The sequence below is a fragment of the Streptomyces orinoci genome (assembly GCF_003121295.1).
GTDB classification, from domain to species: domain Bacteria; phylum Actinomycetota; class Actinomycetes; order Streptomycetales; family Streptomycetaceae; genus Streptomyces; species Streptomyces orinoci.
In genome coordinates this window covers 100,399-124,598 of record NZ_PHNC01000004.1, presented here as the reverse complement: position 1 = coordinate 124,598, position 24,200 = coordinate 100,399, and the positions used below count along the sequence as shown (strand labels likewise).

Sequence of the window (24,200 nt, the reverse complement as noted above, 5' to 3'; positions counted from 1 at the left end):
GCGTTACCCGGGGCATGACCGCTATGACACCCGGCTCGAATATCCCGCTTCCCGCCACCTGTGTGACGGTGGACGTCACCGCCCCTGTGCGGCTCGACGTATCGGGCCTGTTGCTCACCGCCGACGGCAAGGTGCGCTCCGACGACGACTTCGTCTTCTACAACCAGCCCAACGGGCCGGGGGTGGCCCACCGCTCGGCGTCCGCCGGTGTCCCGGATGCGATCAGTGTGGACACCGCGGCCGTGCCCGCCGCCATCGACAAGGTGGTGGTCACCGCCAGCCTGGACGGCCCTGGCGGCAACTTCGCGGGCACGGAGCCCACCGCGACCGTCCGGGACACCGCCACCGGCGCCGTGCTGGCCACCTTCACCCCGCCGCGGCTGGGCACCGAGACGGCCCTGGTGGTGGTGGAGCTCTACCGGCGCGCGGGGGCGTGGAAGCTGCGCGCGGTGGGGCAGGGCTATGCCAACGGTCTGGCCGGTATCGCCACGGACTTCGGTGTCACGGTGGAGGAACCGGCGGGGGAACCGGCGGGGGAACCCGCCCCGGTGGCCGCCCCCATACCCCCGGCCCCGCCCGCTCCTGCTGCCGCCCCTGCCAAGGTCAGCCTGGACAAGGGCCGGGTGAGCCTGCGCAAGAACGAGACCGTCTCCCTGGTCAAGAACGGCCGGCCGCTGGCCCATTCGGTGCGGATGGGCCTGGGCTGGGAGCCCGCCTACGGCCGGCGCTCCATCGACCTGGATGCCTCGGTCATCGCCTATGGCCCGGACCGCCGGCCCATTGACACCTGCTACTTCGGCAAGTTGATGATCCTCGACGGTGCCATCCAGCACTCCGGGGACAACCTCACCGGCGCGGGTTCCGGTGACGACGAGACCATCACCGTCCACCTGGGCGGCCTGCCGCCGAATGTCACCGGCCTGGTCTTCACGGTCAACTCCTTCAGCGGCCAGAAGTTCACCGATGTGGCCAAGGCCTACTGCCGTCTGGTGGACGCCCAGACCGGCGAGGAGCTGGTCCGCTATGACCTCACCGGCTCGGAGCCCACGACCGGTGTGCTGATGGCCAAGTTCATCCGCCAGTACTCGGGCGAGTGGGAGATGACGGCCCTCGGCCGGTTCGTCAAGGCCCGCACCGCACGGGAGTTGGTCAGGCCGGGAGGCGAGGCACTGTAGCGGACCGGCTGCTCAGTCCCCGGCCGGAACCGCCGAGGAGTGGTGGTTGAGGATCAGCCACCGGCCGCCGCGCAGCACATAGACGAAGGTGTAGCGAGCATCGACGTGTGAGGTGCTGCCGTCCTCGTTGGTCAGCGTGAACCGGTAGAGGCCGGTGTCCACGGCGGCGGTGTCGCTGAGCACATTGATGTACCGCTCCTGAATCCTTCCCACCGGCTTGCTCAGCAGGAAGTGCTCGAAGTAGTCAACGATTCCGGCCCGGTTGGTGCGGATCCTGGATGAAACGGTGGGCAGCAGTACCGCGTCGCGGGCATAGAGGTCCGCGACGCGCTCGGCGTCGCCGGTGCGCAGTGCCGCGTTCCACCGGTCGAAGAGGGCCGCAATCCGCTCCCGGCTGGGCGGCTGCGTGGTCCGGACCACGGCCGGACGCGCGGCCTCGGCCTCGGCCCCGGCGATCGGTCCGATTCCCGCGCAGAGCACCGCGGCGAGAGCGAGGGCGGCTCGGAGGGAGTGCGTACGCCTCATCGTGCACCTCTTGTTGCGTTGTGGGTGCCCCCAGCCTCACCGGGGCGCGGCCGTTCGGCACCCGGAGCGCGGCCATGAGGGTGCGTTTCCGCAACTTGAGGGCCTGGAGTGGTGCGGAAACCCGGCCCACCACCGGTGGTTATCCGGCCGCGGCCAGTTCGGCCAGGCGCTCGCAGGAGGTGAGCAGGGCCTCGCGGTCATGGGCGCCCATGGTGAGCAGGAGCTCGTCGGCAGCGGTCGCGGCGAGCAAGTCGTCCAGTTCGGCGGCGACTTGGGTGTCGGTGCCATAGAGGTGTGCGCGCATCCCGGACTCATAGAACTCGCGCTCGCGTCGCGTCATGCACTCGGGGGCGATCTCCTCGGCGGGGATCAGGGGCGGGAAGACCCCATGGGTGCGGGAGTAGGCGAGGGACCAGGTCTCGGGGGCCAGCAGGCGGCGGGCCGCGTCCGGGGTGCCGGCGACGGCGATGCCGCCGGCCAGGATCACCTGGGGGCGGTCCCACCAGGCGGAAGGGCGGAAGGCGGAGCGGTAGCGGTCCAGGGCGGAGAGCAGACGGGCGTCGGGGCGCAGGCCGCCGATGACCAGGGCGGCGCCCGCCTCGGCGGCGATCTGCGCGCCGGCGTCGTTGGCAAGGACGAAGGCGGGGAGGCGCAGGCCCTCGGCGGGGCGGGCGTGGACCCGGGAGTGGGGGCGCGGCCCATCGGTGAACCAGGCGTGGAGTTCGGCGAGTTGGGCGCCGAAGTCGTCCATGGCGGACTTCTCGGTGCCCAGGGCGCGCCGGATGCCGTCGGTGAAGCCGACCGAGCGGCCCAGGCCCATATCGATCCGGCCCGGGAAGAGCGACTCCAGGACGCCGAACTGCTCGGCGACCAGCAGGGTGCGGTGATTGGGGAGCATCACCCCGCCCGTGCCGACCCTGATCCGTTCGGTGGCGGCGGCCACGGCCGCCGCCAGCACGGTGGGGGCGGAACCGGCGATGCCGGGGACGCCATGGTGTTCGGAGACCCAGAAGCGGCGGTAGCCCAGCGCCTCGGCGTGCCGGGCGAACCGTACGGTCTCGCGCAGGGCCTCGCCGGGCGGCTGTCCCCGCCGCACCAGGGAGCGGTCGAGTATCGATAGCGGTATCACCCTGGTGACAACACCGGGCGGCGCCGGAGATTCCTCAGCCGCGGGAGCGTGCCTTGTAGGCGGCCTTACGGGCCTCCTTGGCCACCTTCTTGTCGGGGTGCAGGCGGCCCATCGCCTCCAGCACCTCCGCCGTGGCGGGGTGGTCCACCCGCCAGGCCGCGTCCAGGAAGCCGCTGTGCTGGCCGACCAGGCCCTCCACCAGGCCGCGCAGCTCCTCCGACTCGCCGCCGACCGCCAGCTGGGCGGCGATGGTGTCGATGGTCAGCCAGAAGACCATGGCCTCGCCGGGCTCGGGGATGTCGGTGGCGCCGGTCTCGGCCAGCCAGACCCGGGCCAGTCCGCCCAGGTGGAGGTCGTCCAGCACCTCGCGCAGAGCGGGCGCGGCCTCGGCGCCCAGCAGGGAGAGGGTCTGCTGGCAGGACAGCCGGCGCAGCGGGGCGTCCGCGTCGTCGCCGCGCGCCGCGGCGAGCAGCTCGCGGGCCGCGTCCGGCGGGGTGCGGCGGGCCAGCCAGAGCTCGGCCTCGGCCTGGGCGGCCGGGCCGGGGTAGTGCGGGAGGGCGGCCAGCAGGACGTCCGCGCCCCGGCCGGCGAGGTCGCCGACCAGGGGGGCGTCCACTCCGGCCTCCAGCATCCGGTTGCGCACCGCGAAGACGCCGAGCGGGGTGAGGGCGACCATGCCGTAGCGGGTGACGTCCTCCTCCTCGGGCAGCCCGGAGGGGACGCCGTCCACGGACTCGCGGATATGGCCCTCGCCGTCCACCTCCTCGATCAGCGACTCGTCCACCGGCTGGTAATCCAGCAGGCCGGTGGGGGCCAGTACCCGGAACTGGTCGTCCAGGCGCATCATCGCGTCCGAGACCTCTTCCAGGATGTCGTCGGTGGGCTCGTCCATATCATCCGGGACGATCATGGAGGCGGCCAGCGCGGGCAGCGGGACGGGCCGCTCGGGCGAGCCCTCGCCCAGGGCGGTGAGCACATAGAGGTTGCCCAGCACGCCGTCGAGGAAGTCGGCCTCCTCCTCCGGGTTCCAGTCGATGGCGTCCAGGTCCAGGTCGCCGCCCTCGGAGATCTGGTCCACGATGTCGCCCAGGTCGGGGGCGGCGGCGTCGGCCAGTACCGTCTCCAGGCCGCTCAGCCACAGGTCAAGAACGTCCTGCGGGCTGCCGGAGGTGAGGCCGGCCAGTTCCTCGCCGGCCGTCGCGGTGCCGCTGGGCTCGTCGGACGGGCCGCCGGCCGCCTCGGCCTCCTCGTCCTCGGTGAAGTCCACCAGGCCGGTGTCCAGGGCGAGCTGCCAGGCCTCGGCGGTGTAGGCGGGGCCGTCCTCCTCCTTGTCCAGGCCCAACAGCTCGGTGGCCACGCGGAGTTGATCGGACAGCAGCTCGCCGCCCGCACCCACCGGGGTGCCCTCGCCGGCCCAGCGGGCCAGCCGGACGGCGCGGGCGAACAGCGGCGCGGAGAGTGCGTCCCGCGCCAGCTCCGCGTCGGAGTGGAGCCGCACCGGCGGCATGGTGGGGCGGTCTGCGGGCATGAGGGGGCTTCTCCTTGTGGCGGCGGCATTGCGGAGGCATGTCGGGCGCCCGCCGGCCGTGGGGCGGGTGCGCACCCGGCCAAGCCTAGACGGATTCGACGGGGCCTCGTTCGGCTGATGCACCCGACAGCGGGCGCAGCTGGGCGAAGCCTTGACAACTTCCCTGGCGGCAACGGGGATTGATGCGCGTAGAAGCGGATCCCGCTTCGACACACCTGTATGCCGACGGCTTTGAAATCGCGTAGCACTGCTTAGCGATGGGCTAACGACAAGTAAATAGACCTGTACGGTCGAAGCGGCCAGAATTCCGGCAGAGCCCCCTGTTCCCGGAGTGTGAGCCCTATGCCGGTCACCCGCCCCTTCGGCCGTTCTCTCAGCGCCATGGTCACCCCGTTCACCGCGGACGGGACCCTCGATCCGGACGGAGCCCAGCGGCTGGCCGATCACCTGGTCACCGAGGGCCGTTGTGACGGCCTGGTGCTCAACGGGACGACCGGCGAGTCGCCCACCACCAGCGACGCGGAGAAGTCGGCGCTGGTGCGGGCGGTTGCCGAGGCGGTCGGCGGACGGGCCACGGTGATCGCCGGAGTGGGCTCCTCCGGCACCCGGCACACGGTGGAGCTGGCGCGTGCGGCGCAACTGGCCGGTGCGGACGGGCTGTTGGTGGTCACCCCCTACTACAGCAAGCCGCCGCAGGAGGATGTGGAGGCGCACTTCCGCGCGGTGGCGGACGCGGTGGAGGTGCCGGTGATGCTGTACGACATCCCGGGGCGCACCGGCACCCGGATCGAGGTGGAGACCATGCTCCGGCTGGCCGGGCACCCGCGGATCGTCGCCGTCAAGGACTGCGCCTATGACCTGCTGGGCAGCTCCCGGGTGATCGCGGAGACGGAGCTGGCGTACTACTCGGGGTGCGAGGAGCTGAACCTGCCGCTGTACGCGGTGGGCGGGGCGGGCTATGTGAGCACGGTCGCCAATGTGGCGGGGCCGCAGCTGGCTTCGATGCTGGACGCGTTCGACGCGGGTGATCATGCCGGGGCGGCCCGGCTCCATCAGCGGCTGCTGCCGCTGGTCCGGCTGATGATGGCGGATGGCGTGCCGGGCACGGTGACGGCCAAGGCCCTGCTGGGTGCGCTGGGCTTGCCGGGCGGTGCGGTGCGGGCGCCACTGCGGGGCTTGTCCGCTGCCCGCACGGATGCCTTGCTCAAGGCACACGCCGCATGCGGGGCGCCCCGTTAGGGGCGCGGGGAACTGCGCGACCAGCCCCCACCGGCCCGCAGCCGGGCAACAAGCAACATCGGCAAACGCCACATCATCGCCGGGTGCGCCCCTTCAGGGGCGCGGGGAACTGCGCGAGCAACCACCACCGGCCCGCGGCCGGGCGACAAGGGGTCTCGGCAGACGCCGTATCACTGTCGGGCGCGGGCCGCCCCTGGCTGGTCGCGCAGTTCCCCGCGCCCCTGATAGGGCGCACCCGGCCCCGGGCAGTCGCCGTGACAGTGACAGGTCACACCTCGGGCGCGCGCCGCACGTGGCTGAGCGCGCAGTTCCCCGCGCCCCTGAAGGGCGCACCCGGCAAAATGCAGTCGCCGTGGCAGTGACAGGTCACATGCCGGGTGCGAGCCGTGCGGGGCTGGGCGCGCAGTTCCCCGCGCCCCTACGGGGGCACCCCTAAAGCTGTTCGCGGCCCGTGAACTTGGCCAGTTGGCCCTGGAACCAGTCCAGGCGGGCCTGGAGCAGCGCCGCCTCCGCCATGAGTTCCGGCACCGTGGCATCCGCGGGCCCGTCCCGCTGCGAGGGGATGACCTTCAGCTGCCCGCCCGCCAGCCGGGCGAACTCGGCGAAGGTCACCCCGGTGAGGCCCAGCGCGCACGCCCCGCAGTCGGGGCCCAGTACGCGCCAGCCGGGCCGGCCCCAGCCCGCGTCGGTGAGCCGGCGGGGCGGGCGCCCGCAGGCGCAGGGCCCGACCCGTACCGTGCGTACCCGCTGGCGGGCGTAGCGCAGGCCCCGTTCGTAGCGGATGTAGGAGCCCAGCACGGTGACCTCCAGGACCACCGCCCGCCGGTGGGCCCCGGTGCAGGTGAGCCCGAGAGCCTCGGACAGCGAGTGCAGGCAGTGGAAGCCGCAGTCACAGCGGCGGGCCGGCGGGCGATGGCGGCGGCCATAGACGCAGCGGGCGTCGTCCAGCACGCCATAGGGTGAACCCCCGCCCAGGGAGACTCCGGTGAAGCCGGACCGGGTGCCGTCCTGGGACAGCACCGGGTAGGCGATCTTGTAGCCGGTGGGCGGCCGGGCGGGGCGTTCCTCGGGGAGCCGCAGCCTCATCGGGTGGCCGGCACCGCCTCATCCTCGGCGGCCCGCGGCCCCGCCGCTCCGGCGCCTTCCGCCCGTACGGGACGTACCTCTTCCGGGGACGGAACCGACGCAGCCGGATCCGCCGCTTCCGCGGCCTCCTCGGCGAACCCCACGGCAACTGGCTTACCGAGCTTCATCCTCGCCCTCCCGGCGGTCGGACAACGCTGGACCGGACGCCTTCCATGGTGACGCAGCGGCGGGCCGGAACGCCAGAGCGGCCGTCCGGCGTGCCCACGCCGAACGGCCGCTCCAGTAGCGTCAGTTGTGGCTGTGCAGAGCCTCGTTCAGGCCACCCCAGTTCGCCTTGTAGGGGCGGGCCTCCACCGTGCCGGTGAGGGAGTTGCGGCGGAAGAGGATATTGCTGGCGCCGGAGAGCTCCAGGGCCTTGACCACCTCGCCGTCGGGCAGGGTGACACGGGTGCCGGCGGTGACATACAGCCCGGCCTCCACCACACACTCGTCGCCCAGTGCGATGCCGATGCCGGACTCGGCGCCCAGCAGGCAGCGCTCGCCGATGGAGATGATCTGCTTGCCGCCGCCGGAGAGGGTGCCCATGGTGGAGGCGCCGCCGCCGATGTCGGAGCCGTCGCCGATCACCACTCCGGCGCTGATCCGGCCCTCGACCATGGAGGTGCCCAGGGTCCCGGCGTTGAAGTTGACGAAGCCCTCGTGCATCACGGTGGTGCCCGGGGCGAGATGGGCGCCCAGGCGGACCCGGTCGGCGTCGCCGATGCGGACGCCGGAGGGGGCCACATAGTCGGTCATCCGGGGGAACTTGTCGATGCTGGTCACCGCGAGGTGCAGGCCCTCGGCGCGGGCATTGAGGCGCACCTGCTCCAGCCGGTCCACGGCGACCGGGCCCAGCGAGGTCCAGGCGACATTGGGCAGCAGGCCGAACATGCCGTCCAGGCTGAGGCCATGCGGCTTGACCAGGCGGTGCGAGAGCAGGTGCAGCCGCAGATAGACGTCATGGGTGTCCAGCGGCTTGTCGTCCAGCGAGCCGATCACGGTCTGCACCGCGACCACGGTGACCTCGCGGCGCGGGTCCGGACCGATGGCCTTGACGGCGGCCTCGCCCAGCAGCTCCGCGGCTTCCTCGGCGGTCAGTTCCCGGGTGCCGGCCGGGCCGGGGGCCGCGGTCAGCTCGGGGGCCGGGTACCAGGTGTCGAGGACGGTGCCGTCCAGGGTGACGGTGGCGAGGCCGGCGGCGACGGCGCCGGAGGTGGAGGAGGGGGCAGCAGCTTCGGTCATGACCGAAAACCTAACCGGAGCACCTGGCTCAAGGCGAACCCGGGCGGCAGCGGCCCCGGGCCCGCCGGTTGGCCCAGCCGGGGTCGCGACCCGCCGCGGGACCGCATATCCAGGGAGCTATGAAGGCTCCCAAACTCACCGTGTTCGCCGCGCTACTGCTCGCCATCGCCGCGGCCGCCGCGCTGCCGGCCGCCGCGGACGGAACGCCCGAGCACCCGGCCGGGGGCGAGGCCGCCCTGGCACCGCTGTACCGGACCCAGGGCAAGGCGGTGCCGGGCCACTACATCGTCCGGCTGCGCCAGGGCAGCAGCGCCCGGGTGCTCACCCTGCAGCTGGGGGTCACCCCGGACGCGGTCTACTCGCACGCGCTGTCCGGCTTCGCCGCCACCCTGACCCCCGCCCAGCTGGAGACCGTGCGCCGCTCGCCGGAGGTGGAGGCGGTGGAGGAGGACGCCGTGTTCACGGCGTCCACGGCGAGCACCGGGCCCATGGCGGCCCGGGTGCCGGCGGCCTCCTGGGGGCTGGACCGGATCGACCAGCGCGCCCTGCCGCTGGACGGCCAGTTCAAGGTGAACGGCACCGGGGAGGGGGTGACCGCCTTTATCGTGGACACCGGAATCGACTACGCCAACAGCGAGTTCGGCGGCCGCGCCAGACCGGGGGTGGACCTGGTCACCCCGGGCGGCGACGGCCGGGACTGCGCCTCCGGCACCGGGCACGGCACCCATGTGGCGGGCATCGTGGGCGGCGCCACCTATGGGGTGGCCCGTAAAGTCTCCCTGGTCAGCGTGCGGGTGCTGGACTGCGCCGGGACCACCTCCACCGCCCGGCTGGACCAGGGACTGGACTGGGTGGCCGGCAACTTCACCGCGCCGGCGGTGCTCAATGCCTCGCTCAACGGCCCGGTGTCCGCCACCACCAACAACGCCATTGACAATCTGGCGGACCGGGGCGTGGTGCCGGTGGTCTCGGCGGGCAACGCCGCGCCCGGCAGCCGGCCCACCGACGCCTGCCAGAACTCCCCCGGCAGCGCCAAGCAGGCGGTGGTGGTGGGGGCCACCGACAAGCAGGACCAGATGACGGATTTCAGCAACTGGGGTCCCTGCGTCCGGCTTCTGGCGCCCGGTCAGGACATCATCTCCGCCAGGCCGGGCGGCGGCCCGGCCACCAAGAGCGGCACCTCCCAGGCGGCCCCTCATGTGACCGGGGTGGCCGCGCTGTACCGGGCGAAGAACCCCTCGGCCACCTCGGCGGCGGTGGCCGGCTGGCTGGACGAGCAGTCCACCCAGGGGATGTTGGCCAAGGCGGCCGCCGGGACGCCCAACAAGTTGCTTTACACCGGGGGACTTTGAGCTCCCGCTCTTGACGATTGCTTGACCGGACTTACTCTTGCTCGGTCGAGCAAGAGCCACGTACGGTTTTGCTCATGGAAGCAAAAGACGGCATAGCCAAGCAGGCGGGGGGCCGGGGGCGGACCTTCACCGAGGAGGCCCGGCGGGCGCAGATCGTGGGCGCCGCCATCGAGGTCCTCGCGGACGCGGGCTATGCGAAAGCCACGTTCTCCAGGATCGCCAAACAGGCCGGGCTGAGCAGCACCGGAATGATCTCGTACCACTTCTCCGGCAAGGACGACCTGATGCGGGAGGTGGCGGCCGAGGTGCTGCGGGTCGCCGAGGCATATATGCTCCCCCGCATTCAGGCTGAATCCAGCTATTCCGGGCGGCTCCGGGCGTATATCGAGTCCAATGTGGCGCTGCTGGAGGTGCATCCCAAGCACCTGCCGGCGCTGGCCGAGGTGATGACCAACCAACGCGGTGACACCCCGACCGTGAAGGACTTCGTCCACGTCATGGAAGCGACGATGAACGAACAGGCCGAGCGGATCCGCCTGGCGCAACGGGACGGCGCCTTCCGGGAGTTCGATCCGATGGTGATGACGGCCGCCATCCGCGGTGCCATCGACTTCGTGGTCACCCAGGCCAGCCGCCTGCCGGGCTTCGACGCCACCACCTACGGCCGGGAACTGGCCGACCTCTTCGACCGCGCCACCCGGAGGACGCCGTGACCGAGACCCTGACCACCGCCCACCCCCCGCTCAGCAAGCGGGAGAAGCAGGCCGCGGTACGCAAACTGGTGGTCAAACAGCTGCTGTTGGAGCTGGCGCTGCCGCTGGGCGGTTTCTATGGGCTCCAGGCGGCGGGCGTCGGCCAGTGGCTCGCACTGCTGCTGGGCAGCCTGCTGGCCGCGCCCTGGCTGGTCCACGGCATGGTCAAGCGCCGCCGGGTGGAGGCCATGCCGCTGTTCACCCTCTGCCTGATGGTGGTCGGCGCGCTGATGACCCTGGTCACCGGCAGCCCCCGGGTGCTGCTGATCCGGGACAGCTGGCTGTTCGGCATGGTGGGCCTGTGGGCCCTGGGCACTCTGCCCACCCGGCGGCCGTTCGTGATGGTCATCGCCCGGCCGGCGGTGATCGCCAAGGCGGGCGAGGCGGGCTGGCGCGCCTTCGAGGCCCGCTGGGACACCGAGCCCGGAATGCGCCGCCGGGTCCGGGTGCTCAGCGCGGTATGGGCGGTGGGGCTGACCGGGGACGCGGCCATCCGGGTCGTGCTGGCCCTCACCCTGCCGGTGGGCTCCGTTCCGCTGGTGAGCACCCTCCAGTACGTGGTGCTGCTGACCGGGCTGATCGCCTTCCACAAGCGCTATATTGCGCGGCACGGTCTGGAGGTGTGACCGAGCCCATGGACGCCGATGTGATCGTGGTGGGGGCCGGTCCCACCGGGCTGCTGCTGGCCAATGAACTGGGGCTGGCCGGGGTGTCAACCCTGGTGCTGGAGAAGGACGTTGAGCGCACCGGGCAGTCCCGGGCGCTCAACCTCCAGCCGCGCAGCGCCGAGCTGCTGGACGCCCGCGGCTGGCTGGCCCCCATCAGGGAACGGGCCCTGACCACTCTGCCCGGCGGCCACTTCGCCGGACTGCCGCTGGACTACCGGGGTTTCGACAGCCCGTTCCCCTACCAGGTGGGCATCCCCCAGGCCCGGGTGGAGGAGTTCCTGGAGGACCACCTCGCCGAGTACGGCACCGCGGTACGGCGCGGACACCAGCTGACCGGCTTCACCCAGGACCCGGCGGGCGTCACGGTGACGGCCTCCGGTCCGGAGGGCACCTACCGGCTGCGCGCCCGCTATCTGGTGGGCGCGGACGGCGGCCGCAGCCGGGTGCGCAAGCTGCTGGGGGTGGGCTTCCCCGGCCGGGACGGGCGGATCGCCGCGGCCATCGCCGACATCCGGCTGGACGAGCCGCCGGGCCGGAGCCTGGAGTGGCGGCTGCCCTCCTTCGACCCGGGCGAGGGCGAACCCTTCCTGCTGCCGCTCGGTGATGGCATCCACCGCTTCCTCTTCGGCGGGCCGGCCCAGGAGGGCATGGACCGGAACGCCCCGGTCACCGAGGACGAGGTGCGCCGGGCACTCGGCCCGGTGCACGGCTCCCGGCTGCGGGAAATCCGCTCCTCCTCCCGCTTCACCGACGCCTCCCGGCAGGCCGAGCGCTATCTGGACGGCCGGGTGCTGCTGGCCGGGGACGCCGCCCATATCCACTTCCCGGCCGGGGGCCAGGGGCTCAATCTGGGCCTGCAGGACGCCTTCAACCTGGGCTGGAAGCTGGCCTCGGTGGTCCAGGGGCGGCTGGACGCCGGGCTGCTGGAGACGTACCACAGCGAACGGCACCCGGTGGGGGCCCGGGTGCTGCAGAACACCCGGGCGCAGGGGGTGCTGCTGGTGCCCGATGGGGACGTACGGGCCCTGCGGGAGATCCTCACCGAGGTCCTGGCCGTCCCGGAGGCCAACCGCCGGCTGGCCGGAATGATCTCCGGCCTGGACATCCGCTATCCCATGCCGGGGGCGCCCGCCCATCCGCTGCTGGGTGCCCGGCTGCCGGGGGTGGCGCAGCCGGACGGCCGGGGCGTACTGCTGAGCTCCCGCGCCGGGGGACGACCGGCCGCGCTCGCGGAGCCCTGGACCGACCGGATCGCCCGCACCACCGCGGAACTCCCGGGCGCCGAAGCGGTGCTGCTGCGTCCCGACGGCTATGTCTGCTGGGCCGGCCCGGGCGACGGCACGGGCCTCCGAGAGGCCCTGACCCACTGGTTCGGGTCGGCCCGTTAGGGGCACGGGGGCACCCCGTCAGGGGCGCGCCAAGAGATCGGCCAACAGCGGCCCGCACCCGGAGCACAACCGCCAGGTCACCGGAAGTACCCGGAAAACCTTCCGCTGCTCCATTCGAGTGGTAAACGCGGCACCCCCCTTCTGCGCGGGCGCCGAGCGGCAACACCCTCGTGTCAGCAGGCCGTTCTCACGGCCCAGAGCCCGAAGGGGGTGGCCGTCATGGCCAGCGGAACCTTCAAATACACCCGGGTGGACACCGGACAGCCGGACTCCCTCACCGATCCCAGCGGCACCTGCATCAACATCCCCGGCGAAGCCAGGAGCGTGGACAACTTCACCGACCAGCCGGCCACGCTCTATGCCGCGATCCCCTGCGACGACACCCATGAACTGACCGTGGTGGACGCCAATGGCGGTCACTGGACCTGGGACGAGTCGGCCACCCTGGCGGCGATCCGGCTGACCATCGCCTGAACCCCCGGAAGCGGTTCAGCCCTGGGGCACGGCCTCCACCCGTACGCCCAGCTGGGCGGCGAACACCGGGGCCAGGTCCAGGAGTTGGGCGGGGCTGATGATCGCTCCGGAGAGGCAGTCGATGCCCCGGGCGATATCCAGCTCGGCGGCGGCCCGGAGGTCCACCTGGGTCATCCGGGCCCCGCTGAACTCGGCCCGGCGGACTGTGCAGTCCCGGAAGGCGACCCGTTCCAGCCGGGCCCCGCCGAAGTCCGGCTCCACCAGGACACAGCCTTCGAAGACCACGTCCTTGAGGACGGCCCGGCGCAGATTGAGGTAGTCGATCTTGCCGCCGCGCACCAGCACCCGGTCCAGCGTGGAGCCGTGCAACTGGACGCCGCCCAGCCGGGCGTCGGTCAGCTCCACCTCGCGCAGGGAGGACTCGGCCAGGTCGGTGCCGACCCCGCGCACCCCGGTCAGGGCGCAGTCGATCAGGCGCGCCCGGCGCAGCGAGGTGTCGTCCAGGGTGCAGCGATCGAGCGCGCACTCCAGGAAGCGGGCACCGCGGCCGTTCTGCCCGGTCAGGTCCAGGGCGGTGAACTCCAGCTCGTCGTATTCGGCGTCCGCGGCCAGCGGGTCGCCGGGGTACGGCCGCAGCGGGGGCAGCCGTAGTCCGGGCAGTCGGGGTTCGAGAATGCGGTCGGTGCGGTGTGCCATGGTTCCACTGTGCCGTAGGGGTCTGACAGCGGCTTCGCCGCTGAGGGAGCCGCCACTGCCGGTGCGGCGTTCCTGTACTTGCAGGCCGCATGTGGCTGGTCGCGCCCACGCGGCGGAGCCGCATGATGCGAGCGCCCCGCGCCCCTCAGGAGGCGCCGCCTTGACGATGCGTTGACCAATTTCGGGGGAAACCAAGGGAGTTGGCGGAGATAAGGTCACCGCATGTCCGAACTGCCCGTCCTTCCCTACCGCAAGCCCACCCGTGGCCGGGATTACTGGATCCTGGACGATGTGCTGCCCGATCCGGACGCGGTGCGTGCCCGGCATCTGGCGCGCGAGGACTGGGTGCAGGGCTACCCGCACAAGCCCGAACCCTGGCCCGGGATGCGTGCCATGCCGGGGCTGGAGCCGGCTGAACTCGCCCTGGTGGAGCGGCTGGTGCGCAAGGCCACGGGAGCCCGCCGGCTCTGGGTGGAGGAAGCCACCGGCGGCGGCACCTTCAACCACAACTGCGTTCAGGTGGTGGGCGAGGGGGAGAGCGAGCCCCGTCCGCACACCGACTCCCGGGCGCTGTGCCGTTATGCGGCGGTGCTCTATCTCAACCCGGGTGTGCCCAAGGACTGCGGCACCGCCTTCTACCGGCAGAGCATGCCCGGCGGGCGGCTGGGCGGGAACATGGTGACCGCGCCGCACAACAATCTGGTGGACGCGCTGGGGACCCGCTTCGTCCCGCCGGACTCCTTCACCGAGGATGTCCGGGTGCCGCACAAGTACAACCGGCTGCTGCTCTACAGCGCCAATATGATGCACAGCGCCACCGGTTACCACGGGCGGACACTGGAGGAGAAGCGGATGACGGCGGTCTTCTTCTGGATGGCGTGACGCCGGAAAAGAGACGTTAACAAAGACGCCGCCGTACCCGGTTGGGTACGGCGGCGTCCAACGGACGGGGCGGGCTCAGACGTTGAAGCCCAGGGCGCGCAGCTGCTCGCGGCCCTCGTCGGTGATCTTGTCGGGGCCCCACGGCGGCATCCAGACCCAGTTGATCCGCAGCTCGTTGACGATGCCCTCGGTGGCCGACTTGGCCTGGTCCTCGATGACATCGGTCAGCGGGCAGGCCGCCGAGGTGAGCGTCATATCGAGGGTGGCGATATTGGCGTCGTCGATGTGAATGCCGTAGATCAGGCCGAGGTTGACGACATCGATGCCCAGCTCGGGGTCGACCACGTCGTACAGGGCCTCGCGGACCTCCTCCTCGGTGGCCGGCTTGGTGGTCTGTACCTCGTCACTCATGCGGTCTTCCTCTCCGACAGCACCTGCGCCGTCGCGTCCTTCCACGCCATCCAGCTGAGCAGCGCGCACTTCACCCGGGCCGGGTACTTGGAGACGCCGGCGAACGCGACCGCGTCCTCCAGCACCTCCTCCATCGCATCGTCGGGCTCGATCTGGCCCTTGGACTGCATCAGTTCCAGGAAGGTCTCCTGGATCTTCCGCGCCTCGGCGACCTCCTTGCCCACCAGCAGCTCATTGAGGACCGAGGCGCTGGCCTGGCTGATGGAGCAGCCCTGGCCCTCGTAGGAGACGTCTTCGATTCTCTCGCCGTCCAGCCGCACCCGCAGCGTGATCTCGTCACCGCAGGTGGGGTTGGTGTGGTGTACCTCGGCGTCGCCGTCCCGCAGGCCCCGGCCATGCGGGTGCTTGTAGTGGTCCAGGATGACGTCCTGGTACATGGAGTCAAGCTTCACAGTGGCAGCCCATCAGCCGAAGAAGTTCCGGACGTGCTCCAGGCCCTCGATCAGCGCGTCCACCTCGCCGGGCGTGGAGTACAGATAGAACGACGCCCTGGTGGTCGCCGGAATTCCGTAGCGCAGGCAGACCGGGCGGGCACAGTGGTGGCCGACCCGGACCGCTATGCCCTGCTCGTCCAGGACCTGGCCCACATCGTGCGGGTGAATGTCGCCGAGGGTGAAGGAGATGGCCGCACCGCGGTCCTCGGCCGTGACGGGGCCGATCAGCTTGAGGTCCGGCACCTCCTGGAGGCGCTTGATGGCGTACTCGGTGAGCGCGTGCTCATGCTGGGCGATGCGCTCCATGCCGATCGAGGTGAGGTAGTCCACCGCGGCGCCGAGGCCGACGGCCTGGGCGATCGGGGGCGTACCGGCCTCGAACTTGTGCGGGGCAGGGGCGTAGGTGGAGGAGTGCATCGAGACGGTCTCGATCATCTCGCCGCCGCCGAGGAACGGCGGCAGGTCCTCCAGCAGCTCCTGGCGGCCCCAGAGCACGCCGATGCCGTCCGGGCCGCACATCTTGTGGCCGGTGAAGGCAACGAAGTCGGCGCCGAGCGACTGGACGTCCAGCGGCATATGCGGAGCGGCCTGGGAGGCGTCGATCACCACCAGGGCGCCGACCTGCTGGGCGCGGCGGACGATCGCCTCGACCGGGTTGACGGTGCCCAGGATGTTGGAGACCAGAACGAAGGAGACGACCTTGGTCTTCTCGGTGATGACCTCTTCGATGGCGGAGAGGTCCAGGCGGCCGTCGTCGGTGAGGCCGAACCACTTCAGCTTCGCCCCGGTGCGCTGCGAGAGCAGCTGCCAGGGAACGATGTTGGAGTGGTGCTCCATCTCCGTGATGACGATCTCGGTGTCCCGGTCCACCCGGTAGGGCTCCTCGGCCCAACCGAGCATATTGGCAACGAGGTTGAGGGATTCCGAGGCGTTCTTGGTGAAGATCACCTCATCCCGGCTGGGCGCGTTGATGAAGGCGGCGACCTTGTCGCGGGCGCCCTCGTACAGCGCCGTGGCCTCCTCGGCGAGCACATGCACACCGCGGTGGACATTGGCGTTGTGCCGCTCGTAGTACTCGTTGATCACCTCGAGCACCTGGCGCGGCTTCTGCGAGGTGGCCGCGTTGTCCAGGTAGACGATCTTCTTCCCGTCGTGCACCACGCGGTCCAGGATGGGGAAGTCCTTGCGGATCGCGTCGGTGTCGAGGAGGCCGGGGATGTGTGTCACGCCGTTACGCCGCCCTTCGTCACGTACGCCTCGTAGCCCTCTTCCTCCAGCTTGTCGGCGAGCTCGGCGCCGCCGGACTCGGCGATGCGGCCATTGGCGAAGACATGCACAAAGTCGGGCTTGATGTAGCGCAGGATGCGCGTGTAGTGGGTGATCAGCAGGGTGCCGACCTCGCCGGTCTCACGGACCCGGTTGACGCCCTCGGAGACGATCCGCAGCGCGTCCACGTCCAGGCCGGAGTCGGTCTCGTCCAGGATCGCGATCTTCGGCTTGAGCAGCTCCAGCTGGAGGATCTCGTGGCGCTTCTTCTCACCGCCGGAGAAGCCCTCGTTGACATTGCGCTCGGCGAAGGCGGGGTCCATCTGGAGGCGCTCCATGGCCTCCTTGACCTCCTTGACCCAGGTGCGCAGCTTGGGGGCCTCGCCGCGGACGGCGGTGGCGGAGGTGCGCAGGAAGTTGGAGACCGAGACGCCGGGGACCTCCACCGGGTACTGCATGGCCAGGAAGACGCCGGCGCGGGCGCGCTCGTCCACCGACATCTCCAGGACGTTCTCCCCGTCCAGGGTGACGGTGCCGCCGGTGATCGTGTACTTGGGGTGGCCGGCCAGCGAGTAGGCCAGGGTGGACTTGCCGGAGCCGTTGGGGCCCATGATGGCGTGGGTCTCGCCCTGCTTCACGGTCAGGTCGACGCCGCGCAGGATCTCCCGGGGGCCGTTCTCGGCTTCGACGGAGACGTGCAGGTCGTGGATCTCAAGCGTTGCCATGGGGAACTCAGGACTCCTGGGTGAGGGAGACGAGCACGTCGTCCCCTTCGATCTTGACGGGGTAAACGGGGACGGGGCGCGTGGCGGGCAGGCCGGAGGGCTTTCCGGTGCGCAGGTCGAAGGTGGAGCCGTGCAGCCAGCACTCGATGGCGCAGTCCTCCACCTCGCCCTCGGAGAGCGAGACATTGGCGTGCGAGCAGATGTCGTGGATCGCGAAGACCTCGCCCTCGGTGCGGACTATCGAGACCGGGGTGCCCTCGATCTCGACCCGCTTCGGGGTGTCCTCCGCCAGCTCGCTCAGCGCGGCCACTCGTACATAGCTCATGCGACGGACGCCTCCAGCTCGGCCTCGATCTTGGCGATCAGGCGCTCCTCCAGCTCGGGGATGCCGATCTGCTGGACCAGCTCGGCGAAGAAGCCGCGGACCACCAGGCGGCGGGCCTCGTCGGCCGGGATGCCGCGGGCCATCAGGTAGAACAGCTGCTCGTCGTCGAAGCGGCCGGTGGCGGAGGCGTGGCCGGCGCCGACGATCTCACCGGTCTCGATCTCCAGGTTGGGGACCGAGTCCACCCGCGCGCCGTCGGTGAGGACGAGGTTGCGGTTGAGCTCATAGGTGTCGGTGCCCTCGGCGGCGGCGCGGATCAGGACGTCGCCGATCCACACTGCATGCGCGTCCTGGCCCTGCAGCGCGCCCTTGTAGGCGACATTGCTGCGGCAGTGCGGGGTGTCGTGATCGACGAAGAGACGGTGCTCCTGGTGCTGGCCGTTGTCGGTGAAGTACAGACCGTAGAGCTCGGCCTCGCCGCCGGGGGCGCCATAGACCACCCGCGGGTGCAGACGGACCAGGTCGCCGCCGAAGGTGACGATCACGGACTTGAAGGAGGCGTCCCGGCCGACCAGGGCGGTGTGCTGGGCGGCGTGCACGGCGGTGCGGTCCCAGTCCTGGACGGAGACCACGGTGAGCTTGGCACCGTCGCCGATCAGGTACTCCACATTGGCGGCCAGGGTGGCGTCGCCGGTGTGGTCCAGGACCACCACCGCCTCGGCGAAGGCGCCGACCTCCACCACCTGGTGGCCGAAGGCGACCCCGCCCTCGCCGCGCACCGAGATGCGGATGGGCTCGGTGAGCACCGTCTCCTTGGGGACGGAGACCACGGAGGCCTTCTCGAAGGAGGTGTACGCCTGGGCGGCGACCCGGTCCACCGGCTTGCCCGCCTTGCCGAGCCGGGCGTCGTCGCGGCCGACGGTCTCGACGGTGACGCCCTCGGGGACGCTCACCTCGACCTTGATGCCGGCCCCGTCGGCGACCGCGGTGCCGTCGTGCAGCCCGCGCAGGCGCGCCAGCGGGGTGAACCGCCACTCCTCCTCGCGGCCGTGCGGCACGGGGAAGTCCGCCACGTCGTACGAGGCGGGCGCGGAGACCCGCGCGTCGATGGGCTGCCGGGGGCCGCCCACCTGGATGGCGCCGTCGGTCGTGCTGCCGGCGGGGGTGTTGTCAGCCATGGCTGTCGTTGTGCTCTCTTCCTGTCACAAAGGGTTCGCTGCGGGGTGGGAGGGGGGCGGCGTCAGCCGACCGCGCCTTCCATCTGCAGCTCGATCAGCCGGTTGAGCTCCAGGGCGTACTCCATGGGCAGCTCACGGGCGATCGGCTCCACAAAGCCACGCACGATCATGGCCATCGCCTCGTCCTCGGACAGGCCGCGGCTCATCAGGTAGAAGAGCTGGTCGTCGCTGACCTTGGAGACGGTCGCCTCATGGCCCATGGAGACGTCGTCCTCGCGGACGTCCACATAGGGGTAGGTGTCCGAGCGGGAGATGGTGTCCACCAGCAGCGCGTCACAGAGCACATTGGACTTGGAGCCGTGGGCGCCCTCGCCGATCTCGATCAGACCGCGGTAGGAGGTGCGGCCGCCGCCCCGGGCCACCGACTTGGAGACGATGTTGGAGGAGGTGTTGGGCGCCATGTGCACCATCTTGGCGCCGGCGTCCTGGTGCTGGCCCTCGCCGGAGAAGGCGATGGAGAGGGTCTCGCCCTTGGCGTGCTCGCCCATCAGGTAGACGGCCGGGTACTTCATGGTCACCTTGGAACCGATGTTGCCGTCGATCCACTCCATGGTGGCGCCCTCGTAGGCGACGGCACGCTTGGTGACCAGGTTGTAGACGTTGTTCGACCAGTTCTGGATGGTCGTGTAGCGGCAGCGGCCGCCCTTCTTGACGATGATCTCCACGACCGCGCTGTGCAGCGAGTCCGAGGAGTAGATGGGCGCGGTGCAGCCCTCTACGTAGTGCACATAGGCGTTCTCGTCCACGATGATCAGCGTCCGCTCGAACTGGCCCATGTTCTCGGTGTTGATCCGGAAGTAGGCCTGGAGCGGGATGTCCACATGGACGCCCGGCGGGACGTAGATGAAGGAGCCACCGGACCACACGGCGGTGTTCAGCGAGGCGAACTTGTTGTCACCGGCCGGGATGACGGTGCCGAAGTACTCCTGGAAGAGCTCCGGGTGCTCCTTGAGCGCGGTGTCGGTGTCCAGGAAGATGACGCCCTGCTGCTCCAGGTCCTCGCGGATCTGGTGGTAGACGACCTCGGACTCGTACTGGGCGGCGACACCGGCGACCAGGCGCTGCTTCTCCGCCTCGGGGATGCCCAGCTTGTCGTAGGTGTTCTTGATGTCCTCGGGCAGGTCCTCCCAGGTGGCGGCCTGCTTCTCGGTGGAGCGGACAAAGTACTTGATGTTGTCGAAGTCGATGCCGCTCAGGTCCGAGCCCCAGGTCGGCATGGGCTTCTTCTCGAAGAGCTTGAGGCCCTTCAGCCGCAGCTTGAGCATCCACTCCGGCTCGGACTTCTTCGCCGAGATGTCGCGGACGACCTCCTCGGAGAGGCCGCGCTTGGCCGCGGCACCGGCCGCGTCGGGGTCGGCCCAGCCGTATTCGTACGTGCCCAGGCCCTCGAGCTCAGGGTGGGCAGTCTCCGTGGGGAGAGTCATGCGGGGTTCCTCCCGGCCGTGCTGGTGGATGCGGTAGTGGTGGTCTTGGGTGTTCCGCTGCGCGGAATGAACGTCGTGCACACCCCGTCGCCATGGGCGATGGTGGCCAGACGCTGCACATGGGTCCCGAGCAGGCGGGAGAAGACCTCGGTCTCCGCCTCGCACAGCTGCGGGAACTGCTCGGCGACATGGGCGACCGGGCAGTGGTGCTGGCAGAGCTGTTCGCCGACCGGTGCGCTGCGCGCCGTAGCAGCGTACCCGTCCGCGGTCAATGCCCTGGCCAGGGCGTGCGCCCGCTCCTCGGGCGCGGCCCGGTCCAGCGCCTCGCGGTAGCCCTCGGCCTGGGCGGTCATCCGGGCCCGGGCGAAGGCGGCGATGGCGGCCTCGCCGGCCTCGCCGCCGCCGGCGCTCTCGGCGATCCAGCGCAGGGCGTCCCCGGCCAGCTGGTCATAGGCCTGGTCGAAGGCGTCCCGGCCGCAGTCGGTGAGCGCGAAGACCTTGGCGGGGCGGCCGCGGGTACGGGCCCCGTAGACCCGCTTCTCCCGGGGCTCCACCACGCCCTCGGCAACCAGGGTGTCCAGGTGGCGGCGGACCGCGGCCTGGGTCAGATTCAGCCGCATGGCCAGCTCGGCGGCGGTGGAGGGGCCGTGGTCGAGGATGGAGCGGGCCACCCGGTTGCGGGTGCCGCGCTGCTCATCGGGCAGGGGCGTACGCGCCCCGTCGGCCGCCTGGGCCGGGGGGCTCTCCGGAGCCTTGCCCGTGTATTTCACAACGCCATTGTTGCGTAATTGGCTGAGGGCCGACAAGCCTCGTTGCGCCGGAGGGTGGTGGCATCGATCACTTAGGGTCACCTAAGCCACACCCCCGGCGGGGCCGCCGGCGCTCGCGGCTTCGTAGACTTCCCCGCATGTGCAGCGCCTTTTCCGGGGCCCCCGCGGTCGAGGTCCACGGCCTCGTCAAGCGGTATGGAAACAAGACGGCGGTGGACGGGCTCGACCTGTCCGTCGCCACCGGCACCCTCACCGCCGTGCTCGGCCCCAATGGGGCGGGCAAGACCACCACCATCGAAACCTGCGAGGGCTACCGCCGACCGGACGCGGGCACGGTCCGCGTGCTCGGTCTGGACCCGGTGGCCGACGCCATGGCGCTGCGCCCCCGGGTGGGTGTGATGCTGCAGAGCGGCGGCGTCTACCCCGGCGCCCGCGCCGAGGAGATGCTGCGGCACATGGCCGCGCTGCACGCCCACCCGCTGGATGTGGACCAGCTGATCGAGCGGCTGGGGCTGGGCGGCTGCGGACGCACCGCCTACCGGCGGCTCTCCGGCGGCCAGCAGCAGCGGCTGTCGCTGGCCATGGCCGTGGTGGGCCGCCCCGAACTGGTCTTCCTGGACGAGCCGACCGCCGGCCTGGACCCCCAGGCCCGCCGGGCCACCTGGGAGCTGGTGGGCGAGCTGCGCGCCGACGGCGTCACCGTGGTGCTCACCACCCACCACATGGAGGAGGCCGAGCAGCTCGCGGATGACGTCGCCATCGTGGACGGCGGCAAGGTGATAGCCCAGGGCAGCCCCGAGGAGCTGTGCCGGGGCGGCGCCGAGAACAGCCTGCGCTTCTCCGGCCGTCCCGGCCTGGATGTCTCCGCCCTGGTCAAGGCGCTGCCCGCGGACTGCGCGGCGATCGAGCTGACCCCGGGCAGCTACCGGGTCAGCGGCGCGGTGGGCCCCCAGCTGCTGGCCACCGTCACCACCTGGTGCGCCCAGCACGGGGTGATGCCGGACCGGATAGTGGTCGAGCGGCACACGCTGGAGGACGTTTTTCTGGAACTCACAGGTAGGGAGCTGCGCTCATGAGCGCCGCCTTCGCCCCCAGGCCGGGGGCCGCGCCGGTGGCGCGGATGATCCGGGCGCAGGCCGCCCTGGAGACCAGGATGCTGCTGCGCAACGGCGAGCAGCTGCTGCTCACCGTGGTGATCCCCACCCTGCTGCTGACCCTGTTCAGCAGCGTGGACATCGTGGACACCGGCAAGGGCAAGGCGGTGGACTTCCTGGCCCCCGGCGTCCTGGCGCTGGCCGTGCTGTCCACCGCCTTCACCGGACAGGCCATCGCCACCGGCTTCGAGCGGCGCTATGGCGTGCTCAAGCGGCTGGGCGCCTCCCCGCTGCCGCGCTGGGCGCTGATGACCGCCAAGACCTGCTCGGTGCTGGTCACCGAGGTGCTCCAGATCGTGCTGCTGACGGTGATCGCCTTCGCGCTCGGCTGGTCCCCACATGGCAACCCCCTGGCCGTGGTGCTGCTGATCATCCTGGGCACCGCCGCTTTCTCCGGCCTGGGCCTGCTGATGGCCGGCACCCTCAGGGCGGAGGCCACCCTGGCCGCCGCCAACCTGGTCTTCCTGCTGCTGCTGGTCGGCGGCGGGGTGATCGTGCCGCTGGCGAAGTTCCCGGACGCCGCCCGCTCGGTGCTGGAGCTGCTGCCCATCTCGGCGCTCTCCGACGGGCTGCGCGCGGTGCTGCGGGACGGAGCCGGGGTGCCCTGGGGCGACCTGGGCATCCTGACCGGCTGGGCGGTACTGGGGCTGGGCGCGGCGGCCCGGTTCTTCCGCTGGGAGTGAGTGGTTCTCCCACCGGGGCGGGGGCCTCGTGAATCGGTGCACAAGCGGCGTTCTACGATGAGCGGGTGCCCAGAACGATGAACCCCCTCCAGCTCATCGCCGACCGCTGGCAGCCCTCGGCGCGCTTTGTCCAGCGGGCCGCGTTCGCCTGTGTCGTGATGGCCGTGGTCATCGTGGTCACCGGCGGCGCGGTGCGGCTGACCCAGTCCGGGCTCGGCTGCCCGACCTGGCCGACCTGCACCGAGCACAGCCTGACCCCGACGCCCGCGATGGGCATCAACGGCGTCATCGAGTTCACCAACCGGATGCTCACCTATGTGCTGTGCGCCGTGGTGGGCCTGGCGATCATCGCCGCCCGGGCGCACCAGCCGGTGCGCCGGGACCTCACCCGGCTGGGCTGGGCCCAGTTCTGGGTGGTCATGGGCAACGCCGTGGTCGGCGGGGTGACCGTGCTGACCGGCCTCAACCCCTACATCGTCAGTGCGCACTTCCTGCTGTCCACCGCGCTGCTGACGGTCGCCGTGCTGATGTGGCACCGCTCCCTGGAGGGCGATGCCGCGCCGCGCGATCTGGTGGCCCGTCCGGTCCGTGAGCTGAACCGGGTGCTGGTGGGCGCCACCCTGCTGCTGATCGTCATCGGCACCGTGGTCACCGGCGCGGGCAAGCACGCGGGCGACGCCTCCAAGGGCGTGCGCCGGATCCCGCTGGACTGGCACGAGATCACCCAGCTGCATGTGGACTTCGTCTATATCGTGCTGGGCCTGACGGTGGCACTGTGGTTCACCCTGCGGGCCGTGCAGGCCCCGGCCGGTCCGGTCCGGCGGGTGGTGGAGCTGTTCGCGGTGCTGATGCTTCAGGGGGTCGTGGGGTATGTGCAGTACTTCAATGACTCGCCGGAGGTCATTGTCGGCGTCCATATGTTCGGCTCGTGCCTGGTGTGGATCGCCGTGCTGCGGGTTTTCCTCGCGCTGCGGGAGCGTGGGGCGCTGCCGGTCGTTTCGGCGCGGTCGGCTTCGTCCGGTGAGCAGCAGGAGGTCGTGGAGCCGGAGGCTGTCGGCTGAGTGCGGGCCGTCTTCGGCTGGTCGCGCCCACGCGGCGGAGCCGCATGACGCAGCAGAGCCCCGCGCCCCTGATGGGGCGCCCCCGAGCCGGGGGCGCCCCTCTTTCGTATGTGCTCAGTCGTTGGCCGGGCCGCCGAGCTGGATGCCGGCCATCCGGGACCACTCATAGCGCCCGGTGCGCACCTTGGCCGCCATCTCGCCGTCGAACTCCTCCCGCAGCTCGATCCCGGCGAGCTCCACGGCCTTGCGGGCGGCCGCGTGCGAGCGGGCCACCAGGTTGCCCCACTCCCCGTTCGCGCCCACCAGCGCGATCCGGGTGGTGCCGCGCCCTATGTGCGCCAGCTGCCCCTCCGCACCGCCGCCGTGGCTGCCCGCGAACGCGCTGATCTGCTTGGCCAGCCGGGCCGCCTCACGCTGGGCCCTGGCGTCGAGGACGGCCTCTTCGGCCTGCTTGGTGTCTGCCATGGCCAGGAT

26 protein-coding genes are annotated in these 24,200 nt (G+C 71.1%); 11 read left to right on the top strand and 15 right to left on the bottom strand.

The features are described from left to right. Window positions 1-23: 23 nt before the first annotated feature. Window positions 24-1,175, top strand: coding sequence for a TerD family protein (locus tag CV755_RS01385; protein WP_109278261.1), 1,152 nt, complete (start codon window positions 24-26; stop codon window positions 1,173-1,175). A 12-nt stretch (window positions 1,176-1,187) separates the two neighbouring features. On the opposite strand, the gene CV755_RS01380 is transcribed toward CV755_RS01385, so the two are convergent. The 3 genes from CV755_RS01380 to CV755_RS01370 all read right to left on the bottom strand — a co-directional run bounded on the left by CV755_RS01380 (window position 1,188) and on the right by CV755_RS01370 (window position 4,357). Beyond that, on the bottom strand, window positions 1,188-1,700 hold the full coding sequence (locus CV755_RS01380) for an SgcJ/EcaC family oxidoreductase (RefSeq protein WP_109278260.1): 513 nt from the start codon (window positions 1,698-1,700) through the stop codon (window positions 1,188-1,190). A gap of 139 nt (window positions 1,701-1,839) precedes the next feature. Next, window positions 1,840-2,829, bottom strand: a complete 990-nt coding sequence (locus CV755_RS01375; protein WP_109278259.1) for an MsnO8 family LLM class oxidoreductase — start codon at window positions 2,827-2,829, stop codon at window positions 1,840-1,842. A 34-nt stretch (window positions 2,830-2,863) separates the two neighbouring features. Beyond that, window positions 2,864-4,357 carry a hypothetical protein gene (locus CV755_RS01370; protein WP_109278258.1) on the bottom strand — a complete coding sequence of 498 codons (1,494 nt, stop codon included), beginning with the start codon at window positions 4,355-4,357 and terminating at the stop codon, window positions 2,864-2,866. A 342-nt stretch (window positions 4,358-4,699) separates the two neighbouring features. On the opposite strand from CV755_RS01370, the gene dapA reads away from it, so the two are divergent. Then, complete coding sequence (gene dapA, locus CV755_RS01365) at window positions 4,700-5,596, top strand: 4-hydroxy-tetrahydrodipicolinate synthase (protein WP_109278257.1); 897 nt, start codon at window positions 4,700-4,702, stop codon at window positions 5,594-5,596. Between the two features lie 432 nt (window positions 5,597-6,028). Here dapA and CV755_RS01360 read toward each other — a convergent pair whose 3' ends face one another. After that, complete coding sequence (locus tag CV755_RS01360; RefSeq protein WP_109278256.1) at window positions 6,029-6,682, bottom strand: hypothetical protein; 654 nt, start codon at window positions 6,680-6,682, stop codon at window positions 6,029-6,031. A gap of 288 nt (window positions 6,683-6,970) precedes the next feature. Next, window positions 6,971-7,963 carry a 2,3,4,5-tetrahydropyridine-2,6-dicarboxylate N-succinyltransferase gene (dapD, locus tag CV755_RS01355; protein ID WP_109278255.1) on the bottom strand — a complete coding sequence of 331 codons (993 nt, stop codon included), beginning with the start codon at window positions 7,961-7,963 and terminating at the stop codon, window positions 6,971-6,973. 119 nt (window positions 7,964-8,082) lie between these two features. Between dapD and CV755_RS01350 the strand changes: the two genes are divergently transcribed. The 5 genes from CV755_RS01350 (at window position 8,083) to CV755_RS01330 (ending at window position 12,597) form a co-directional block, all read left to right on the top strand. Next, window positions 8,083-9,315: a S8 family peptidase gene (locus tag CV755_RS01350; protein ID WP_109278254.1), complete on the top strand. Its 1,233-nt coding sequence runs from the start codon at window positions 8,083-8,085 to the stop codon at window positions 9,313-9,315. Window positions 9,316-9,389: 74 nt separating this feature from the next. Next, window positions 9,390-10,028, top strand: a complete 639-nt coding sequence (locus tag CV755_RS01345; protein ID WP_109278253.1) for a TetR/AcrR family transcriptional regulator — start codon at window positions 9,390-9,392, stop codon at window positions 10,026-10,028. Continuing rightward, complete coding sequence (locus tag CV755_RS01340; protein WP_109278252.1) at window positions 10,025-10,693, top strand: VC0807 family protein; 669 nt, start codon at window positions 10,025-10,027, stop codon at window positions 10,691-10,693. Before CV755_RS01345 ends, CV755_RS01340 begins: the two co-directional genes overlap by 4 nt. Continuing rightward, entirely contained in the window at window positions 10,690-12,123 is a 1,434-nt protein-coding gene (locus CV755_RS01335; RefSeq protein ID WP_241560896.1) for an FAD-dependent monooxygenase, read from the top strand. Before CV755_RS01340 ends, CV755_RS01335 begins: the two co-directional genes overlap by 4 nt. A gap of 219 nt (window positions 12,124-12,342) precedes the next feature. Next, entirely contained in the window at window positions 12,343-12,597 is a 255-nt protein-coding gene (locus CV755_RS01330) for a cupin domain-containing protein (RefSeq protein WP_109278251.1), read from the top strand. 15 nt (window positions 12,598-12,612) lie between these two features. Here the strand turns inward: CV755_RS01330 and CV755_RS01325 are convergent, their stop codons facing one another. Beyond that, window positions 12,613-13,293, bottom strand: a complete 681-nt coding sequence (locus CV755_RS01325) for a pentapeptide repeat-containing protein (protein ID WP_109278250.1) — start codon at window positions 13,291-13,293, stop codon at window positions 12,613-12,615. 222 nt (window positions 13,294-13,515) lie between these two features. On the opposite strand from CV755_RS01325, the gene CV755_RS01320 reads away from it, so the two are divergent. Then, window positions 13,516-14,175 (top strand): DUF6445 family protein, encoded by a 660-nt coding sequence (locus CV755_RS01320; RefSeq protein ID WP_109278249.1) that lies wholly within the window; start codon window positions 13,516-13,518, stop codon window positions 14,173-14,175. A gap of 75 nt (window positions 14,176-14,250) precedes the next feature. Here the strand turns inward: CV755_RS01320 and CV755_RS01315 are convergent, their stop codons facing one another. From CV755_RS01315 to CV755_RS01280, 8 genes are all read right to left on the bottom strand, one after another. Next, on the bottom strand, window positions 14,251-14,586 hold the full coding sequence (locus tag CV755_RS01315) for a metal-sulfur cluster assembly factor (protein ID WP_109278248.1): 336 nt from the start codon (window positions 14,584-14,586) through the stop codon (window positions 14,251-14,253). Beyond that, window positions 14,583-15,038 carry a Fe-S cluster assembly sulfur transfer protein SufU gene (gene sufU, locus CV755_RS01310; protein ID WP_109278247.1) on the bottom strand — a complete coding sequence of 152 codons (456 nt, stop codon included), beginning with the start codon at window positions 15,036-15,038 and terminating at the stop codon, window positions 14,583-14,585. The genes CV755_RS01315 and sufU overlap by 4 nt, the downstream gene beginning before the upstream one ends. A 12-nt stretch (window positions 15,039-15,050) precedes the next feature. Beyond that, window positions 15,051-16,307, bottom strand: coding sequence for a cysteine desulfurase (locus CV755_RS01305; protein ID WP_109278246.1), 1,257 nt, complete (start codon window positions 16,305-16,307; stop codon window positions 15,051-15,053). Beyond that, window positions 16,304-17,071, bottom strand: a complete 768-nt coding sequence (sufC, locus tag CV755_RS01300) for a Fe-S cluster assembly ATPase SufC (protein ID WP_109278245.1) — start codon at window positions 17,069-17,071, stop codon at window positions 16,304-16,306. Before sufC ends, CV755_RS01305 begins: the two co-directional genes overlap by 4 nt. Window positions 17,072-17,078: 7 nt before the next feature. Next, the gene (locus CV755_RS01295; protein WP_109278244.1) at window positions 17,079-17,396 is read right to left on the bottom strand and encodes a non-heme iron oxygenase ferredoxin subunit; all 318 of its coding nucleotides are present in this window, start codon (window positions 17,394-17,396) and stop codon (window positions 17,079-17,081) included. Further along, window positions 17,393-18,574: a Fe-S cluster assembly protein SufD gene (gene sufD, locus CV755_RS01290; protein WP_109278243.1), complete on the bottom strand. Its 1,182-nt coding sequence runs from the start codon at window positions 18,572-18,574 to the stop codon at window positions 17,393-17,395. The genes CV755_RS01295 and sufD overlap by 4 nt, the downstream gene beginning before the upstream one ends. 62 nt (window positions 18,575-18,636) lie before the next feature. Next, window positions 18,637-20,058, bottom strand: a complete 1,422-nt coding sequence (sufB, locus tag CV755_RS01285) for a Fe-S cluster assembly protein SufB (RefSeq protein WP_109278242.1) — start codon at window positions 20,056-20,058, stop codon at window positions 18,637-18,639. After that, window positions 20,055-20,828, bottom strand: a complete 774-nt coding sequence (locus tag CV755_RS01280) for a helix-turn-helix transcriptional regulator (protein ID WP_422070494.1) — start codon at window positions 20,826-20,828, stop codon at window positions 20,055-20,057. The genes sufB and CV755_RS01280 overlap by 4 nt, the downstream gene beginning before the upstream one ends. Before the next feature lie 137 nt (window positions 20,829-20,965). Between CV755_RS01280 and CV755_RS01275 the strand changes: the two genes are divergently transcribed. The 3 genes from CV755_RS01275 (at window position 20,966) to CV755_RS01265 (ending at window position 23,726) form a co-directional block, all read left to right on the top strand. Continuing rightward, window positions 20,966-21,904, top strand: a complete 939-nt coding sequence (locus CV755_RS01275; RefSeq protein WP_109278240.1) for an ABC transporter ATP-binding protein — start codon at window positions 20,966-20,968, stop codon at window positions 21,902-21,904. Then, window positions 21,901-22,665: an ABC transporter permease gene (locus CV755_RS01270; protein WP_109278239.1), complete on the top strand. Its 765-nt coding sequence runs from the start codon at window positions 21,901-21,903 to the stop codon at window positions 22,663-22,665. The genes CV755_RS01275 and CV755_RS01270 overlap by 4 nt, the downstream gene beginning before the upstream one ends. Before the next feature lie 65 nt (window positions 22,666-22,730). Beyond that, on the top strand, window positions 22,731-23,726 hold the full coding sequence (locus CV755_RS01265) for a COX15/CtaA family protein (RefSeq protein WP_109278238.1): 996 nt from the start codon (window positions 22,731-22,733) through the stop codon (window positions 23,724-23,726). A gap of 114 nt (window positions 23,727-23,840) precedes the next feature. Here the strand turns inward: CV755_RS01265 and CV755_RS01260 are convergent, their stop codons facing one another. Continuing rightward, window positions 23,841-24,191, bottom strand: a complete 351-nt coding sequence (locus tag CV755_RS01260) for a hypothetical protein (protein ID WP_109278237.1) — start codon at window positions 24,189-24,191, stop codon at window positions 23,841-23,843. Window positions 24,192-24,200: the final 9 nt, after the last annotated feature.

Coding starts and splice junctions, on each gene's coding strand:
- CV755_RS01385 (WP_109278261.1), top strand. CDS start 24: ATGACACCCGGCTCGAATATCCCGCTTCCCGCCACCTGTGTGACGGTG.
- CV755_RS01380 (WP_109278260.1), bottom strand. CDS start 1,700: ATGAGGCGTACGCACTCCCTCCGAGCCGCCCTCGCTCTCGCCGCGGTG.
- CV755_RS01370 (WP_109278258.1), bottom strand. CDS start 4,357: ATGCCCGCAGACCGCCCCACCATGCCGCCGGTGCGGCTCCACTCCGAC.
- dapA (WP_109278257.1), top strand. CDS start 4,700: ATGCCGGTCACCCGCCCCTTCGGCCGTTCTCTCAGCGCCATGGTCACC.
- CV755_RS01360 (WP_109278256.1), bottom strand. CDS start 6,682: ATGAGGCTGCGGCTCCCCGAGGAACGCCCCGCCCGGCCGCCCACCGGC.
- dapD (WP_109278255.1), bottom strand. CDS start 7,963: ATGACCGAAGCTGCTGCCCCCTCCTCCACCTCCGGCGCCGTCGCCGCC.
- CV755_RS01350 (WP_109278254.1), top strand. CDS start 8,083: ATGAAGGCTCCCAAACTCACCGTGTTCGCCGCGCTACTGCTCGCCATC.
- CV755_RS01345 (WP_109278253.1), top strand. CDS start 9,390: ATGGAAGCAAAAGACGGCATAGCCAAGCAGGCGGGGGGCCGGGGGCGG.
- CV755_RS01330 (WP_109278251.1), top strand. CDS start 12,343: ATGGCCAGCGGAACCTTCAAATACACCCGGGTGGACACCGGACAGCCG.
- CV755_RS01325 (WP_109278250.1), bottom strand. CDS start 13,293: ATGGCACACCGCACCGACCGCATTCTCGAACCCCGACTGCCCGGACTA.
- CV755_RS01320 (WP_109278249.1), top strand. CDS start 13,516: ATGTCCGAACTGCCCGTCCTTCCCTACCGCAAGCCCACCCGTGGCCGG.
- CV755_RS01315 (WP_109278248.1), bottom strand. CDS start 14,586: ATGAGTGACGAGGTACAGACCACCAAGCCGGCCACCGAGGAGGAGGTC.
- sufC (WP_109278245.1), bottom strand. CDS start 17,071: ATGGCAACGCTTGAGATCCACGACCTGCACGTCTCCGTCGAAGCCGAG.
- CV755_RS01295 (WP_109278244.1), bottom strand. CDS start 17,396: ATGAGCTATGTACGAGTGGCCGCGCTGAGCGAGCTGGCGGAGGACACC.
- sufD (WP_109278243.1), bottom strand. CDS start 18,574: ATGGCTGACAACACCCCCGCCGGCAGCACGACCGACGGCGCCATCCAG.
- sufB (WP_109278242.1), bottom strand. CDS start 20,058: ATGACTCTCCCCACGGAGACTGCCCACCCTGAGCTCGAGGGCCTGGGC.
- CV755_RS01275 (WP_109278240.1), top strand. CDS start 20,966: ATGTGCAGCGCCTTTTCCGGGGCCCCCGCGGTCGAGGTCCACGGCCTC.
- CV755_RS01270 (WP_109278239.1), top strand. CDS start 21,901: ATGAGCGCCGCCTTCGCCCCCAGGCCGGGGGCCGCGCCGGTGGCGCGG.
- CV755_RS01260 (WP_109278237.1), bottom strand. CDS start 24,191: ATGGCAGACACCAAGCAGGCCGAAGAGGCCGTCCTCGACGCCAGGGCC.